The sequence below is a fragment of the Corynebacterium poyangense genome (assembly GCF_014522205.1).
Classification (GTDB): Bacteria; Actinomycetota; Actinomycetes; order Mycobacteriales; family Mycobacteriaceae; genus Corynebacterium; species Corynebacterium poyangense.
Genome location: NZ_CP046884.1, coordinates 1,792,060 through 1,808,727 on the forward strand (window position 1 = coordinate 1,792,060; position 16,668 = coordinate 1,808,727).

The 16,668-nt window shown below is 53.0% G+C and carries 11 protein-coding genes; 7 read left to right on the top strand and 4 right to left on the bottom strand.

Annotated features, from left to right (window positions below; all coding sequences use genetic code 11):
* Positions 1 to 6: 6 nt before the first annotated feature.
* The 3 genes from GP475_RS08400 to GP475_RS08410 are packed head-to-tail and all read left to right on the top strand — an operon-like array spanning position 7 to position 4,309.
* Positions 7 to 1,317: a carboxylesterase family protein gene (locus tag GP475_RS08400; protein WP_187973964.1), complete on the top strand. Its 1,311-nt coding sequence runs from the start codon at positions 7 to 9 to the stop codon at positions 1,315 to 1,317.
* 10 nt (positions 1,318 to 1,327) lie between these two features.
* The gene (treS, locus tag GP475_RS08405; RefSeq protein WP_187973965.1) at positions 1,328 to 3,127 is read left to right on the top strand and encodes a maltose alpha-D-glucosyltransferase; all 1,800 of its coding nucleotides are present in this window, start codon (positions 1,328 to 1,330) and stop codon (positions 3,125 to 3,127) included.
* Positions 3,128 to 3,133: 6 nt separating this feature from the next.
* On the top strand, positions 3,134 to 4,309 hold the full coding sequence (locus GP475_RS08410; protein ID WP_187973966.1) for a hypothetical protein: 1,176 nt from the start codon (positions 3,134 to 3,136) through the stop codon (positions 4,307 to 4,309).
* A 6-nt stretch (positions 4,310 to 4,315) separates the two neighbouring features.
* On the opposite strand, the gene GP475_RS08415 is transcribed toward GP475_RS08410, so the two are convergent.
* A complete protein-coding gene (locus GP475_RS08415; protein WP_187973967.1) occupies positions 4,316 to 4,810 on the bottom strand; it encodes a hypothetical protein in 495 nt (164 codons plus the stop codon).
* A gap of 263 nt (positions 4,811 to 5,073) precedes the next feature.
* Here GP475_RS08415 and GP475_RS08420 point away from each other — a divergent pair, with 263 nt between their 5' ends.
* From GP475_RS08420 to GP475_RS08435, 4 genes are all read left to right on the top strand, one after another.
* On the top strand, positions 5,074 to 6,951 hold the full coding sequence (locus GP475_RS08420) for an ABC transporter ATP-binding protein (protein WP_187973968.1): 1,878 nt from the start codon (positions 5,074 to 5,076) through the stop codon (positions 6,949 to 6,951).
* Between the two features lie 10 nt (positions 6,952 to 6,961).
* The gene (locus GP475_RS08425) at positions 6,962 to 8,098 is read left to right on the top strand and encodes a MalY/PatB family protein (RefSeq protein WP_187973969.1); all 1,137 of its coding nucleotides are present in this window, start codon (positions 6,962 to 6,964) and stop codon (positions 8,096 to 8,098) included.
* Positions 8,099 to 8,162: 64 nt separating this feature from the next.
* Entirely contained in the window at positions 8,163 to 9,548 is a 1,386-nt protein-coding gene (brnQ, locus tag GP475_RS08430; RefSeq protein ID WP_187973970.1) for a branched-chain amino acid transport system II carrier protein, read from the top strand.
* The gene (locus GP475_RS08435; RefSeq protein WP_187973971.1) at positions 9,520 to 10,503 is read left to right on the top strand and encodes an LLM class flavin-dependent oxidoreductase; all 984 of its coding nucleotides are present in this window, start codon (positions 9,520 to 9,522) and stop codon (positions 10,501 to 10,503) included. The genes brnQ and GP475_RS08435 overlap by 29 nt, the downstream gene beginning before the upstream one ends.
* 1 nt (position 10,504) lies before the next feature.
* On the opposite strand, the gene GP475_RS08440 is transcribed toward GP475_RS08435, so the two are convergent.
* The 3 genes from GP475_RS08440 to GP475_RS08450 all read right to left on the bottom strand — a co-directional run bounded on the left by GP475_RS08440 (position 10,505) and on the right by GP475_RS08450 (position 16,607).
* Entirely contained in the window at positions 10,505 to 12,346 is a 1,842-nt protein-coding gene (locus GP475_RS08440; protein WP_224400721.1) for a BCCT family transporter, read from the bottom strand.
* A gap of 354 nt (positions 12,347 to 12,700) precedes the next feature.
* On the bottom strand, positions 12,701 to 13,624 hold the full coding sequence (locus tag GP475_RS08445; RefSeq protein WP_187973972.1) for an AEC family transporter: 924 nt from the start codon (positions 13,622 to 13,624) through the stop codon (positions 12,701 to 12,703).
* A 103-nt stretch (positions 13,625 to 13,727) separates the two neighbouring features.
* On the bottom strand, positions 13,728 to 16,607 hold the full coding sequence (locus GP475_RS08450) for an FAD-binding and (Fe-S)-binding domain-containing protein (RefSeq protein WP_262485158.1): 2,880 nt from the start codon (positions 16,605 to 16,607) through the stop codon (positions 13,728 to 13,730).
* Positions 16,608 to 16,668 lie beyond the last annotated feature (61 nt).

A 16,668-nucleotide genomic window follows, 5' to 3' on the forward strand; every position in this document is an offset into this window, starting at 1 on the left:
GTTGCCATGAAGCAGGTCACGGTCTCTTGCCCCCAAGGCCACATTCAAGGAATCGAATATGACGAGGGTATCCGGGTTTTCCACTCTATTCCCTACCTCGATATCCCGGGCCCCTTTTATGACTCCCAGTTACGCCTTCACACCCAACGGCTTTCTCAACCCGTTTTTGATTGCACCTCAGCTCACCCCGAACAGCCTGCACTAAGTATTGTCACCCCAGCCCATCTTCGCCCAGGAAGCGACGCCCCCGTCATCGCCTATATCCACGGTGGTGCTTATATCCACGGCTCTCATGCTGATCCTGAATCCGATGCTGTTCGCTTAGCTCAACAAGGCTATGTCTGCGTCAACCTCGGGTATCGTCTCGGCGCCGCAGGCTTTAGCCAATTCCATGATGACTTTTTCTCCCACTACCGCGGAATCAACGATTGTCTCCTCGGCCTGGAGTGGATTCAACGCTGCATCGAATCTTTCGGTGGCGATCCCACCTCCGTCACCCTCATGGGGCAGTCTGCGGGAGGAGGAATTGTCCTATGGCTCATGCGCCGTGATCAATTTCGGGGCGGATTTCGACAGGCTATCGCATTATCTCCCTCCTTCCCACGAGTTCCCGGCTGGAAACGTCGAACTTCCTTAAGAAGTGCGCTTTTCTGTCCCTTGACTCGCTCCCATCTCAATGATTTAGCTACGCGCAAACCTCGGGCCTTCACCCGTGGCCAGCAACGTTATGCTCGTCTTCACCCCACTGATGTACCTTTTGGACCTTTTCCTTGTGATTCCCAGGAGTGGGATCCTTCCATCCCAGTACTCCTCAGCTGTACCGATGCCGAGTTCTGGGATTATCCCTTTGCCCAGCGAGTAGACCCGTCACCGTGGTCTAGCCCCATAGCAACAATGATGCTTCGCCATTTTGGGGTCCCCGCATCCCAACGTCAACCCTATTTTTCCCAGCTACCCGCCGAACACCGGGTAGGAACAGTCATTAGCGACGCCATCATTCGCCGCTGGGTCGCCGAATGCGCGGCCTCATCCCCCTCCCCCACCTGGGTAATGCAGCACCGCAGCCAACCAGACATCGGCAAAGTTGCGACCCACTGCGCAGATTTAGATTGGATTTTTCACGCTACGTCCCCGAACTGGATCAGACGCACCCTGGACTATTTTATCCACCATCATGAGTTGAACTGGCCGCGTTATGAGCACCAGGGTTCTCGCACGGTAGTAGAGATCTTTGGGTCTGGAACTGACTCGGCTGAAAAGATGCTCACTCATGATCCCTTAGCCCACATCCGGGAGGCCTTCCCACCCACCCGGTAAAGTCGGTCCCATGACCCAAAGCGCTTATCTTGGAGACAACAACCAACCTAAGCCTGCCAAGGCTGCCCCGAGGCCCGATGTTGATGAGGAAGGCTACCTCGTCGAACATGAATCGGAAGATTATGCCACCCCGGCCCCAGCACCAGGAGATAATCCCTGGGAGCGTAAAGATCCCGAGTGGTATAAGGATGCAGTTTTTTATGAGGTCTTGGTGCGAGCCTTTTATGACCCGGAGAATTCCGGTTCCGGCTCTATAAAAGGTCTCACCGAAAAACTTGACTACCTGCAATGGCTAGGAGTGGACTGCATTTGGCTTCCACCCTTTTATGATTCCCCGCTGCGCGATGGTGGCTATGATATTCGCAATTTCCGCGAGATTTTGCCGGAATTTGGTACCGTCGATGATTTTGTTGAGTTAGTTGACCATGCTCACCGCCGAGGGCTGCGGGTTATTACTGACCTGGTGATGAACCACACCAGTGACCAGCACCCCTGGTTCCAAGAATCCCGGCGGGATCCGGATTCTCCTTATGGTGATTTCTATGTTTGGTCTGATGACCCGGAGCTGTATTCCGAAGCCAGGATCATCTTTATCGACACGGAAGAGTCTAACTGGACGTGGGATCCGGTTCGGAAACAATACTTCTGGCATCGTTTCTTCTCTCACCAGCCAGACTTAAACTATGACAATCCGGCAGTCCAAGAGGCCATGCTCGACGTCATGCGCTTTTGGCTGGACTTAGGGCTCGACGGATTCCGCCTGGACGCTGTTCCTTATCTTTATGAACGCGAAGGTACCAATGGCGAAAATCTTCCTGAAACCCACGCTTTCTTAAAGCGAGTGCGCAGTGTTATTGAAGAGGAGTATCCAGGCCGGGTGCTCCTGGCTGAAGCTAATCAGTGGCCGCAAGATGTGGTGGAGTACTTCGGCGAACCGGAAGTTGGAGATGAATGCCACATGGCTTTCCATTTTCCTTTGATGCCCCGGATTTTCATGGCAGCCCGTCAGCATTCTCGCCTACCTATCTCCGATATTTTGGCTAATACTCCGGATATTCCTTCTTCCGCCCAGTGGGGGATTTTCCTGCGCAATCACGATGAGTTGACGTTGGAGATGGTCACTGAGGATGAGCGCTCCTACATGTATGGTCAATATGCCAAAGACCCGAGGATGCGCGCCAATGTAGGGATTCGACGCCGCTTGGCCCCTCTTCTTGGCGGGGATAGAAACCAACTTGAACTGTTCACCGGTTTATTGTTGTCCCTGCCTGGCTCCCCTGTGCTGTACTACGGCGATGAGATTGGGATGGGAGACAATATCTGGCTTCCTGACCGTGACGGAGTACGCACTCCTATGCAATGGTCCTCTGACCGAAACGGTGGCTTCTCTAAGGCTGATCCCGAACGCCTTTATCTGCCAGCTATTCAAAATGACCAGTACGGGTATGGGCGGGTAAACGTCGAAAACCAAATGCAGCTCGGGAACTCTCTTTTACAGTGGACCCGCTCCTTTATCCATGTTCGCAAGCAATACCGAGCCTTCGGGTTAGGAACGTACCGCGAGGTCGAATCCGCTAACGAGGCGGTGTTGAGTTTCTTGAGAGAATACCGGGGAGAAACTCTCCTGTGCGTCAATAATCTTTCTGACCGCCCTCAATCAGTTTCTCTCGACCTCAGCGCCTTCGCCGGTTCCACCCCCAGGGAATTATCTGGCGGTGAGCCTTTCCCCGTCGTCGAATATGACCGAGAGTGGACTGTCACCCTCGCACCCTACGGCTTCTTCTGGTTCATCCTGTCTGAGGAGGAATAAGTTTTCATGTCTACTGAGCAGAATCTTGCCCATACTCTGGCCCAGGCTCGTTTCTATGGGGCAAAGTCAGAACCCATTGATGAGGTTCAAATCCACCAAGAGGAGGTGGCTACTGCTCAGGGGGATCGGCTCTGTATTCTCGCCGTACGTCATGGTCAGCAGGTCGATACCTATCAGGTGCTCTTAGACGCTGATGACCAAGACGTCCTTGGTGATCGAGCTACAGAATTAGGCGAAGCACTTAGCCTGGGGCGCCCAGCCGGATCCGGCACCTGGCATGAACTCCGCCCTTTCCCTACCGGACTAACTGGCCGGCAGCTTTCAGGTGAACAATCCAACACCACATTGATCTTTTCCGATGGCGCTCACGATACCGCCGTCGTGAAGTATTTTCGGAAATTGCAGCCGGGCATCAATCCTGAGGTAGAACTCCTCTCCGGGATAGCCGATACTCCCCATGTTGCTCGTCTTTATGGCTGGGTGAGTAACACCATCGATGAGCAGGACTACATCACTGCTGTTGCCCAGGAGTTTATTGCCGACTCCCAGGATGGCTGGAAACGTGCGCTTGATTTTGGCTCCCGGGGTCAATCCTTCGCCGAGGATGCCCATCTCCTTGGCCAAGCCACCGCATCAGTACATCAGGCCCTTGCATCTGGTTTTGGCTCTTCAACTATCGACGCAGCAGAAGTAGCGCAACGACTAACCGCTAGGTTTGAAGATCTTCGTCGCCGTGTCCCGGCGTTGGAACAGTACCGACTCGGGGTTCTTCAACACTATGAAGATTTGACGGGCAACACCCCCTGCCACCGAGTTCATGGGGATTTGCATCTGGGGCAGGTTTTAAGAACCCCGGATCGTTATGTCCTCATCGATTTTGAAGGTGAACCAGCCCGCCCGATTGCTGAACGACGTCGCCCCGATGCCGCATTAAGAGACGTGGCTGGTTTGGTTCGCTCTATCGACTACGCCACCCATTCCATCTCAGCCCCAGAAGGCTGGGCCGAGGAGGCAACCACGGCCTTATTAGCGGGCTATGGCGTCTCGGCCGATGATCCCTTCCTGGCTGCCTATGTGTTGGATAAGGCACTGTACGAAGTAGCCTATGAGGTTGATAACCGTCCGGATTGGGTGTCTATTCCCCAAGCCGCCGTCCTGCGACTTCTTCATCAGCAGCCTTAGGCTGCCTTAGGCAGCTGAGTTTTTCCTTACACCCACGCTTTTCTTGCTTTGCCGCTGGATGATCGCTATTACAGCTCCAAGGACACCGAGGAGAAGGAGAACCACTCCTGACCATAGGGAAATACTTCCCAAGGCCCAGAAAGCATAAGCGGTGAGGAGAGTGGCGCGAACGGTTTGACCTTCAAAAACTTTTGCTTTTAGTTCGGGTTCGTCCTCACCGATTTCACTGTAGGTTCTGCCTCCAGCCATCTGTTGGAGGTGGACAGCCACATAGTGATCGGCGAATGCTTTGGCTTGGGGGCCGGTGGTGAGTTGTTGGCCTGCCCATGACCCTAAAGCCTCGCGTTGCTCTTGGGTGGGCAGTTGGGATTCTTCTGGCATTGTGATGCGTTGCTCTTGAAGCTGAGAAGACACCTGGTTATGGGCGTATAGTCCACCGCCGCTCAGTCCCAGTCCAAGAATTAAAACTATCGCACTCATCCACCGAATAATGCCAAACATAAAACAAGAACCTCCTTTTTATGACATGTCAACATACTGACTAGTTCGATATTTTAAGAAGGATCTGTCCATAACTCAAGACAACGTGCGCTACGCCTCACTTTTCCTCCCCGACGCCTCTGCTACGGCACCGCTAGCAGACCTATGTCTTAGCTTCCCCCGACCATGTTCTACGATGACATTCCCGCCCCTAAATAAACAGTATTGGCTCGCTGCCGCAGTCGACGGGATGCTGCACCACCAAATTTGAGGAGAGTTCACCCATGCACTCAATTGCGCGTATCCTTCGCAGTGTTTCTGCTCTCTGGCCACTCTATGTCGGAGTTATCCTCAGCTCGTTAATCACCGCAGCGCTCACCCTAGTCTCCCCCTTCTTAGTACGAGAAGCCACCGACCTCATCGTCGCTAGCCTCAACGGCCATACTCCCGCAAATACCGCAGTTCGAAGCATTTTTCTTCTCTCCCTCGGGCTACTTGCCGCAGACTTCGCTCGCACCTCCATGAACAACGTCGGCGGATGGATCGGCGACGTCATGGCCGCACGCATGCGCCAAATACTTTCCACCCGCTATTACGCCACCCTTTTGGCGTTACCACAAAAATACTACGACAACCAGGTAACAGGAACCATAATTGCTCGCCTCAACCGTTCTATCAGCGAAGTAACGCAATTTCTGCGTTCCTTTTCCAATAATTTCTTCCCCATGATCATTAACCTCGTTGCGGTTTTGGTCATTACCGGCTTTTATTACTGGCCACTAACGCTTCTTCTTACTCTTCTGTTCCCGATTTATTTTTGGGTCACAACCCTTACTTCAAAGCGCTGGATTTCCTGGGAACAAGATAAAAACCATCAGGTAGACGTCGCTGGCGGTCGTTTCGCAGAAGTAGTCGGCCAGGTGAAAGTAGTGAAATCTTTCCTCGCTGAAATTCGAGAGCTTTCTCAATTTAGTGAGCGCTTCCAATCCACCGTTGCCACCACTAAGGTCCAATCCCGGTGGTGGCATTCAATGGATATGATTCGTGGCGGCGCCATGAATTTAATTTTCTTCGGAATTTACTTCGTTCTTTTTTATCGCACCATTTATGGTTATTTCTCATTAGGCGATATGATTATGCTTATTCAATTAGTGGGAATGGTTAAACAACCCATTAATATGTTGAGCTGGATCGTAGATGCCGCACAGCGCGCCGTCGCCGGATCTCGGGACTATTTCACCGTCATGGCTGAACCGTTGGAGCCTAGCGCTGACCCTCAACTTGTCGCGGCCACCTCCGCCTCTGAGGCCCCACTTCTAGAAGAGCGAGCCCCGTCTCCTTTGCCTCCTCATGCTCCCGTGGTGAAGTTCACGAATGTCACTTTTAGCTATAGCCGCGATGAGCAACCCGTCATTCAGCACGTAAGTTTTGAGGTTCATCGAGGAGAAAAGATTGCCTTGGTAGGTGAATCCGGCGGAGGTAAGACCACGTTAGTCAATTTGCTTTTGGGGCTTTACCAACCGCAGGAGGGCCAACTGGAGGTATGCGCTCAAGATGTTCGCACAGTGCCTGCTGCTCAGCTCCGTGCCTCGGTGGGCGTGGTGTTCCAGGATGCCAGTTTATTTTCTGGGACTGTCCGAGAAAACATCGCTTATGGTCGTCCTAACGCCACCCAAGAAGAAATTGAGGCAGTCGCAAAGCGAGCTAACGCCCATGAATTCATCACCACCTTCCCAGAGGGCTATGACACCTTAATCGGGGAACGAGGTTTACGTTTGTCAGGTGGTCAGCAACAGCGCATCGCTATTGCCCGCGCCATGCTTAAAGACGCCCCTATTTTGGTACTCGACGAAGCCACCTCAGCGCTGGATAATCGTTCAGAAAGAACAGTTCAAGCAGGCTTAGAGGAGCTGATGGCTAACCGCACCACGGTCATTATTGCCCATCGGCTCTCGACTATTGCCTCGGTTGACCGGATTGTGACTTTGGATCATGGACGGATCGATGAGATCGGGTCCCCGGCGGATTTGGCGCAGTCGGGTGGGATTTATTCGCAACTTTTGAAGTTAACCGCTAGTAATTCTGCCGCCGACCAGCAACGCCTTAAGGCATTCGGATTTTCAACCCACCACACCGACGACGTCCCTTCGGCTAATCGCTAAAATCCGGGGCATGGATTTCCCTTCTCTAGAACAATTACGGCAGCGGCAAACACGCAAGTGGACGGTCTATCCAGAAGATGTGCTGCCGCTGTGGATCGCGGAATCAGATTTCCCCACCTCGCCGAAGGTTCTAGAGTGCATCAAACAACGCGTAGCCGCTGAATCTTTTGGCTATTCGCCTGCTTCCCACGACCTGGAGCATGCCCTTTCTGGTTTCTGTCAGCGCCATTTTGATTGGACACCAGATCCGGAAAATATTGTCCTTACTCCTGACGTGGTCCGGGCGTTAATGTTAGCGATTAACCATTTCACTACCCCTGGTTCGGCAGTGATTGTTCCCACCCCTGCGTATCCTCCTTTCTTAGCCTTGGCTCCGGCCACTGGTCGCAGAATGATCGAAATCTCAGCGGAAGGAGGCATCGATTTAGCTGAGGTCGAACAGGCTTTTATCCAAGGGGCCGGATCAATTCTGCTATGTAATCCACATAACCCGCTGGGATATCAATTCTCGCGGGAATTCCTCCGGGACCTCGCTGATCTGGCTGAGCGCTATGGGGCACGAATTATTTCGGATGAAATCCATGCTCCTTTGGTTTATGAGGAAAAACATATCCCTGCAGCGTCGGTTTCAGAGGTAGCAGCTCGGGTCGTTATTACTGCGCTGGCCACATCGAAGGCTTGGAATATTGCCGGCCTTAAATGCGCCCAAATGATTTTCTCCAACCCAGAGGACAAGAAGATCTGGGATCAATTGCCTCCTCCTCTTACTGATGGGGTATCGACTCTCGGGATCTTCGCTGCTGCGGCGTGCTACCGAGACACTTCTTCACATCTTGACGAGCAACGAGCGTGCTTACGTCATAATCGTGATTGGCTGGTTCGGGAGCTGCCCCAGCGCATCCCCGGCCTGAAAGTATCCAACCCCCAAGCCACCTATTTGATGTGGCTGGATTTCCGGGAAACTTCCTTACCCGAACACGCCAGGGATCATACTGCCGCCTGGCTAATAGACCATGCAAAAGTAGCACTGAATGAAGGGTTAAGTTTCGGCACCCCAGGCCGAGCCCACGCCCGATTAAATTTCGCTACTTCCCCGGAGATTCTTGACGAGGCAGTAGACCGTTTAGCTCACGCTCTTACCCCATAGCATTACGTTCCATAGAGTGAGAGTAATGTGTCAAGCGTTCTCATTTATTAAGAAAGGCTTGACCATGACCTCAGAAAACCGGCATCCTCAAGCCGGTTTCACGATCATCCTTTTTACCTCCTTCACTCTTTTCTCCATGTTCTTTGGTGCGGGGAACCTCATCTTCCCACCAATGTTAGGAGCCGAAGCGGGTAGGAACTTCACCCCCGCAATTCTAGGTTTCCTGGGAACATCGGTCCTGCTACCAGTACTCGCCATCGTGGCGATCGCCCAATCTGGTAGCAGCGTCCGGGATCTCGCTCGAAGAGCAGGACCTATTTTCGGACTCATCTTCCCTATTCTGGCCTATCTATCCATCGGTGCATTCTATGCTCTCCCCCGCACCGGCGCGGTAAGTTTCTCCACCGCCATCCAACCACTCACCGGCTGGGATTCCCTATTTTCTTCAGCGGTCTTTAATTTCATTTTCTTCGCCATCGCCCTATTCCTGGCCTACAACCCCAATAGTTTGGTTGACCACTTGGGTAAAATCCTCACACCGGCTCTGCTGCTATTACTAGTGGTGTTGGTTGCCTGCGCAGTAGGAATGTTCGACGGAACCCCCGGCGAGCCATCACAACGGTTCGCCTCCGCCCCGGCCGCCGTCGGACTTGTTGATGGCTACCTCACCATGGATGCCCTCGCCGCCCTTGCTTTCGGCATTGTCGTTATCTCTTCACTTCGTTACCGGGGGATTAACGAAGGACAAGCCCTAATAAACAGCACCATCAAGGCCGGTGCTATCGCCGGGGCAATCCTAGCAGTCATCTACGTCGGTCTTGGATTCATCGGCCAAGTCATCCCGAACCCCAACCAATACCCCGACGGTGCGGCGTTGCTCTCCGATGCCGCAAAACTAGCTATGAGCACTCCCGGCCAGATTGTTTTTGGGCTCATCGTTCTTCTGGCCTGCATGACCACAGCCGTCGGACTCATTGCCGCCACCTCGGAGTTCTTTGAATCCTTAGTGCCTGGTATCCGCTACCACACCTGGGCAGTCATCTTTTCGGTGATGTCATTCGCTATGGCTACCCTAGGGCTCCAGACGGTGCTCGCCATCGCCGCTCCAGTCATCGGGTTTCTCTATCCCCCGGCAGTCACCCTCATCATAGTTATCCTCATCGAATCCTTATCCCACGGAAGAATCCGTTTCCGCTGGGCCATTTACGCCCCGGTATGGGTAGCTGTGGTGTGGTCAGCCATGACTACCTTTCACAACCTCGGTTGGGGTTCCTTTTGGCACGTCCTCATTGGCTGGTCTCCACTCACCGCGCAATCCCTGGGCTGGCTCCTCCCCGTAGCAGTGGTCTTCCTCATCAGCGCCCTATGCGACTATGCCCGTCGCACGACGCGCCCCAACTCCGTCGCGGTAGCCTCAAACCATGAGCACCCCTCCACTATCACTCCTTGATTTTTGCACCGTGTACCGCCAGGAATCCATTGCTGACTCCCTGGCTCGTTCAGTGCTTTTAGCCCAAACCGCCGAGAGTTTGGGCTTTCGGCGTATTTGGTTCGCCGAACATCACAACATGCCCACTATCGCGTCCTCTCACCCAGCTCTCCTTATTTCTCACATTGCCGCCCGCACACAGAGCATTCGTCTCGGCGCCGGCGGGGTGATGCTCAGTAACCACGCCCCACTCCTCATAGCAGAGCAATTTGGTTTTCTATCCGAGGCCTATCCTGACCGCATTGATCTTGGCGTGGGCCGAGCTCCGGGAACTGATCCAGAAACCATGCGAGCGTTGCGTCGAGCCCCTGATGCGGCAGAGAAATTCCCCGAGGATGTCCAGGAATTACAGCGTTTTCTTTCCGCAGAGGGGAAGAATGATCCCGTCCGCGCCATTCCAGGTACCGGCACCGACGTGCCGATCTTCATTCTCGGATCATCCCTTTTTGGCGCAAGCCTGGCCGCCGCCTTAGGGCTACCCTATGCTTTTGCCTCCCATTTCGCCCCCGACCACCTTGACGCTGCTCTAGCCTATTATCGGAATAATTATCAGCCTTCTAGCCGTTATCCAGAACCCTATGCCATCGCGGCACTCAACGTCATCGGCTCAGACAGCGCCGAGGCCGCGGAAGCAGAGTTTCAGCGCGTGGTGGAACAACGTGTGCGGCGGCAGATGAACCGCTCTGGGGCGCAGCAGCTTAGTGACAAAGAATTGACGTTGGTTGTCAATTCCCCTGCTGGGTATCAAGCTCGACGTATGTTGCGCTACACCGTGATGGGAACACCCACCGACATCGCTCAAGGGCTTCAGGATTTTCAGCACCGGACCGGCGCTGCGGAACTCATGATTTCCCTGCAGGCTTCTAGCCCGGAGCAGATGATGAAATCCCTCACCGTGCTGGGAGAGGCGATGTGAGTTATGTATCCCATTCCTCACGAGTTTGAGGACGGATGTGTTCTACTACTTTAAAGCGACGCTGCATGTCCTCGGCTTCCTCGGCATCATCGGTCATATCACCTTTAACTCCTAAGTCACCACCGATAACCACATTGCCAGGAATGACAATGTTGCCATCTTCGTCGTGCTCTAAGACTGGGGTGGGAAGGGGGTTCCCCTCCTCGTCATAGCCCGGTGCAGGACGGGATTCATGAGCTTCTAGTTTCTCTGCAGAATCTGTTTTCTCCCACTTCCGGGTGCGGATTTGTCGCTCTGCGGCAGAATCGTCACTCATCCCTTTAATGAGGGAGTACATCATCACAAACTGCACAAGAAAGAAGGGGAAAGCAACGATGATGACCACTTCTTGGAGGGTTGCTATTCCGGATTCTGGGGAGATGATGAGGAGTGCTCCAGCGACGGCACCAATGACAACTGCCCAGAGCACGCGGTATGAGGTCGGGGTTTGATTCTCTTCGCCGGTGGCGAACATGTCATTAACCAGCGCAGCTGAGTCGATGGAGGTGATGAAGAAAATCACCACCACGATGAGGGAAAAAGCGGATACGAAGCCAGTCCATGGGTAGGCGGCAAGGAGGTTGAAGAGAGCTGCGGGGACATCACCATTTACAACCACAGGTTCAGTGAGGATGCCGGGGTTGCTTAATTCCAGTTCAATTCCGGCTCGACCCATAATGGCGAACCACACCACGCTGAAGAAGGTGGGTAGAGCTAGGACACCGGCGATGTATTCGCGAACACTACGGCCCTTGGAAATGCGGGCGACAAACATCCCGACATACGGCGACCAACAAATTGTCCAAGCCCAGTAAAACACTGTCCACTTTCCTTGCCAGCCTGGGTTGTCATTGAAGGAATCAGACCAAAACATATTTTTTGGCAGGAAGTCCGCATAGATTCCAAAAGACTCCACGGTGTGCCGCAATAACGTAAGAGTAGGCCCGGTCACCAGAATAAAGACCAGCAAAGCCAAAGCCATGGCGATATTGATATTTGATAATAACTTAATGCCTTTATCTAGACCCGAGGCAACAGAAAGACACGACACCGCAGTTATGAGCACAATAATCAATAACTGCACCCAGTTGACCTCAGGTACACCCCATAGTTTGTGCATTCCGGCGTTGATTTGAAGAACACCTAAACCAACAGATACCGCGATACCAAAAGTAGTGCCGATTATTGACAGAATATCGATTAGCTTTCCCGGGGTGGAATAGATACGTCCGCCCAACACCGGAGCGAAGACACTTGATAGGCGAGGCGGGAGTTTCCTCTTGTAGATGAAATACCCCAGGGCCAAACCAGGAAGCGCAAGGATTGTCCACATGTGGATACAAAAGTGATAAAAGGTGAAGCCGAAGGCTTCGTTGATGGCGGCTTCAGATAATGGTTCGACGTCTGCTCGCGGAACGTTGTAGACATGGTTGATAGGTTCAGCGACGCCCCAGAACATTAGGACAGCTCCTACCCCGCCGGCAAACAACATGGCGAACCATACCGGGAGGGAATGCTCGGGCTCATCTTCATCATCTCCAAGTTTGACTCGGCCGTAGCGGGAGGCAAAAACCGCGATTAAGAAAATCAGCATGACGCTTACACCGCCGATATACATCCACCCGAGATTGGTGAGTAGCGTTTGAGCGATATCGGTAAAAGCGACGCGCGCTCGCTCCCCTAGAAGAATCGTGGCGATGACAAAAACCACAATGAATAAGGACGCCCCGAGGAAGATAACAGGATCAGATTTTATTCCCAGGAAGGGCTTATTTCTTTTATTTCCCCCGGGAGTATTGTCCACCTTGCTCTTTATCTGGTTCCCGCCCCCACTGCTGGAAACTTTTTCAGGTTCAGAAGTGATAATCCGAGACGGTCGGAATTTATCCATCATTCACTCTCGTGTTCGATAACAAACGGACCGATTGATGGTATCAAAATAGTGGAGCGGAGATGAGGCTTACCCTCATTTATGCTGGTTGGCGCTCAGGGAAAGAAAGTCGCACCATAAAAGGAATTTCCGATAATTCACGTGCTTGCGTAAGTATTTCGGGTGTTTCTATAGCATGGGCACCCCACCATCTCTCACTAAATGCACATTCAATAGTGATTCCCATGGTGAGGAATTATCTGACAACTCTGTGCGGATGCCTATGCATTAGCGGCAGACCATGGAAATCAGCAAAATGACAGGAACCGACATCATAGTCGTCACTACTCCGGCATCACGAGCCTGTTGTTCTCCTACCCTAAATTGCAAGGCATAGGTATACACATTCTGCGCTGTGGGAAGAGCCCCCAACATAATAACTGCGTGGAGCATATCTCCAGTCATCCCAAAGACCCATAATCCAAGAGCAGCACTCACCAGAGGTTGGATGAGGTTTTTCCCCAGCGCCGCAAGGAATACATCTATTCGGTGACTTCCCTTTTCCAAAACATGAGCTCTGTGCAAAGACATTCCGAACACTAAGAGCGCCATGGGCACCGATGCCCCAGCTAGAAGATGAACCGGTTGGCTAATAATAGCTGGTACCTGCCGCTGAAGTAGCTTCAACGTGATTCCTGCTAGAGACGCCAGAAGCATGGGGTTTTTCAAGGCAACCAAGAGATTATCGAGACGTCGAGCACGATTCCGAGATAATAAAATGTCCAAAGATGTCAACGCAGCAGGAGCATAGATCGCAATTTGAAAGAGCATGAGCGGGATCACAACTGTAGCGTCGCCCAGAATATATGCAGCCAGCGGGATACCGAGGTTGCCGCCATTAGCATAGGAGGAAGAAAGCATCCCGATGATGCTTTCGGGGGCCGATCTTCTCAGTAGGAAACGGCTAATCAGGAAGAATAGGCAACCAACTACGAGCGCAGATAGCGCCACCACGCCGAGCACTCCAGAAAAGAGCACTCTAGGATCTGCGCTCAACAATTTGTCGAAGAGTAAACATGGGGTAGCCACCAAATACACCACGCTCGACAGCGCGCGTTGACCACCTGGGCCAAGGGCCTCCTGTTTGGCTAGCAGATATCCCACCACGATAACGATGAAAATCACGATAAAACCACTCAGAACATGCACCATGATGGGAAAATCATACCTCCGTCCCGACGTACCTTCTTGTCTAGACACCTTTAGTAGCTAGACGCAGCGGCTTTTTTACCGTGACCTTTGCCACCCAGTGATCTTAGGAAGAAGGTTCCACTATGGCGTCTAAGAGCTCGACGATGTGCTGCGCGCGCTCCCCAGTGCCCTGTTCCACCTGCGTTCGACAAGAAAACCCATCAGCAATAACAGCTACCTCGGTTTCTTGTTGTGCAGCTTGCGTCCGAGCTGCCTTCACCCGTGGGAATAACTCACGCTCCCCTAATTGTTGAGACATCTCCGCATGACCTGCCTCAAAGCCCCAATTACCCGCCAGTCCACAACATCCAGTTTCAATGCACGATTCTTCTATTCCCAACGCCTCAAGCAAGCCACGAGCAGGTCCCGGATTGCCGAGTGCCCGTTCATGACAATGGATTTGCGTCAATGCTTGAATATTTCGCTCTGCAATCCGAAGCTGACCGCTATCCACAGCGTTCTTGATCAGTGGCGCGACAAACTCCACAAAAGAAACTGTGCGCTCGGCAAGTTCGGCGACACGTAGATCTGGGCTTAGTCCGGTAGCTTCCTTGCGCAACATCACTGTGCATGAAGGCTCTAAGGCCAGTACAGGCGTATGTGACTGATCACAATACTTATGAATCACCTTGGCACTGTGTTCTAGGATCCGACGCGCAGTTTTTAGCTGTCCAGTGGAATGCCATGTTAAACCGCAGCACAGGAATTCATGAGGCACAACCACAGCGATCCCGAGCTTATGAAGAAGCGATACCGCTGCTTGAGCCGGCCTCGGGTCTAAGTTGTTATTGAAGGAATCGGGCCATAACACCACCGTTGTGGCAGCTGTTACCTCAGAGTCCGGCTGAGAGTACTTCTTCCACCAACGACGGAACTGCACTGGAGATATTCGGATAAGAGGTCGGGATTGGTCTAACCCGCCCAGGCGCGCCAGGATTTTCGCTATCGCCGGGGTGCGCATGGCGGCGTCGAGCACTAAGGCAAAGCCGGGAATTTTATGCGCTATTGCCATAGTCAGCGGCAGGAAACCCATCACATAGTGAGCCATGGGACGAAGTTTTCGACGATAGTGATGATAGAGGAACTCCGCTTTTAGAGTAGCCATATCTACGTTTACCGGGCATTCCTGAGCACAGGCGCGGCAGCTTAGACAGAGATCCAACGCTTCTTCTGCTTCAGTAGAAGAGAATCCCGCTAGGGTTTCTCCTCGCAGGAGCTCAGAAAGGATACGCGCACGTCCACGGGTGGAATGTACTTCATCTCCGGTGACTTGGAATGACGGACACATGGCACCACTGGAGGATCGACAAGCCCCCACCCCAACACAGCGGTTGACTGCATTGCGGTAACTGCCTTGGTCTTTGGGGAAAAGATGACGTGGCTGGGGATCATGGCGGATTTGGCCGGGATCCATCCTTAATCCATCATCTACAGGATCCGCCCAGACTAGAACCCCCGGATTGAAAACCCGGTCTGGGTCAAAGATCAACGAAAACTCCTCGAACAACTTCCGCATAGCAGGGCTATACATTTCGCTGAGCAGTGCTGATCGTGCTCGACCATCCCCGTGCTCTCCAGATAAAGAGCCACCATGACGGCTGACAAGTTGGGCTGCTTCTTTCATAAAGGAGGTGAATTGGGATATCCCCGCCTGTGAAGAGAAGTCGAAACTGATACGCACGTGTACGCAGCCTTCACCAAAGTGCCCGAACGGAATCCCCTGATATTTATGCTTTGCCATCAGGTCATAGAGGTCTCGAAGATAATCAGCTAGGTTTTCCGGAGGTACCGCGGAATCCTCCCAATTAGGCCAAGCCTCGCCGCCATCAGGCAACCGAGTAACGATCCCGGCTGCAGACTCTCGGATATGCCACAAACCGCGCATATCCGTCTGATCGTGGACTACCACCGCATCCAAAACTGGAGTTACCCCCACCACCTGATGTGCTAGCTCACAGGCTTCTTCTAAGGTTTCTCCGCCGGTTTCGCAGAACAGCCAACCCCCCGCTCGGGCCCCGTTTTCATCGACTCCTGGAAGATTTTCTCCGGCCCGTTCCTGACCATTTTTAGATCGTAACGCTGCTAATAAGTCCCCACCCATCCCCTCAATAGTGTTCACGCCACGAAGCCTCAAGTAGGGCGCGGCCGCAGCGGCGTCGAACACTGTCTGATAAGCCAGAACCGCCAAAGCTGTGTGCTTCGGGAGCGGCACCAACGCCACCTTCAGCCTGGTGATAATGCCGATGGTCCCTTCACTTCCAGCAATGGCTCGGGCTGGATGCTTCAAAATATGGTGCAACCCATACCCCGACACCTGGCGTGGAAAACGTCCAAGCTCAGCTTCAATAAGAGCCGCATGATCCTGAGCTAATTTCTTCATCGCTGCGTCGATGTTGGGATCATCACACCCCGTGTCATCCACGGTAACTTCCCGCCCATCGGCCAGCATGATAGTAACTTCCAGAAGATTGTCCGCTGCGGTTCCCCAGGCTACGGAATGTGATCCACAGGCATTATTAGCTACCATTCCCCCAACAGTGCAGCGACTATGGGTAGAAGGATCCGGACCATAGGTTAACCCATAGGGGGCTGCGGCTTGACGTAGTTGATCACATACCACCCCTGGTTCCACGGTGGCAGTCCGGTTGATTGGATCAATCTCGATAATGCGATTGAAGTAACGGGAAGTATCAATGATTAGGCCTTCCCCTATTGCATTTCCGGCAACCGACGTACCACCACCTCGGCCAACAATCGGCCAGTTCTTTGCTTTGGCAATAGCTAAGCCGTCGCGGATATCGGAGATCGAGCGGGGCTCCAGAATGGCGGCGGGGACGCGGCGAAAAATTGACGCGTCAGAGGTGTAGGCAGCCCGAGTTGTCATGTCTGTTCTAAGGCCAGTGCGTACGTGACGGCTGGCGGCATCGTGATCTCCGCAACACATGAGTAACATGTTAGTGCATGGGAGGAGTATCTACGAACTCTTTTTCGTGGCAAGATCGACA

Bases quoted from the DNA above. Each gene is read 5' to 3' on its own strand.
- GP475_RS08400 (WP_187973964.1), top strand. From the start codon at position 7: ATGAAGCAGGTCACGGTCTCTTGCCCCCAAGGCCACATTCAAGGAATC.
- treS (WP_187973965.1), top strand. From the start codon at position 1,328: ATGACCCAAAGCGCTTATCTTGGAGACAACAACCAACCTAAGCCTGCC.
- GP475_RS08410 (WP_187973966.1), top strand. From the start codon at position 3,134: ATGTCTACTGAGCAGAATCTTGCCCATACTCTGGCCCAGGCTCGTTTC.
- GP475_RS08415 (WP_187973967.1), bottom strand. From the start codon at position 4,810: ATGTTTGGCATTATTCGGTGGATGAGTGCGATAGTTTTAATTCTTGGA.
- GP475_RS08420 (WP_187973968.1), top strand. From the start codon at position 5,074: ATGCACTCAATTGCGCGTATCCTTCGCAGTGTTTCTGCTCTCTGGCCA.
- GP475_RS08425 (WP_187973969.1), top strand. From the start codon at position 6,962: ATGGATTTCCCTTCTCTAGAACAATTACGGCAGCGGCAAACACGCAAG.
- brnQ (WP_187973970.1), top strand. From the start codon at position 8,163: ATGACCTCAGAAAACCGGCATCCTCAAGCCGGTTTCACGATCATCCTT.
- GP475_RS08435 (WP_187973971.1), top strand. From the start codon at position 9,520: ATGAGCACCCCTCCACTATCACTCCTTGATTTTTGCACCGTGTACCGC.
- GP475_RS08445 (WP_187973972.1), bottom strand. From the start codon at position 13,624: ATGGTGCATGTTCTGAGTGGTTTTATCGTGATTTTCATCGTTATCGTG.
- GP475_RS08450 (WP_262485158.1), bottom strand. From the start codon at position 16,607: ATGTGTTGCGGAGATCACGATGCCGCCAGCCGTCACGTACGCACTGGC.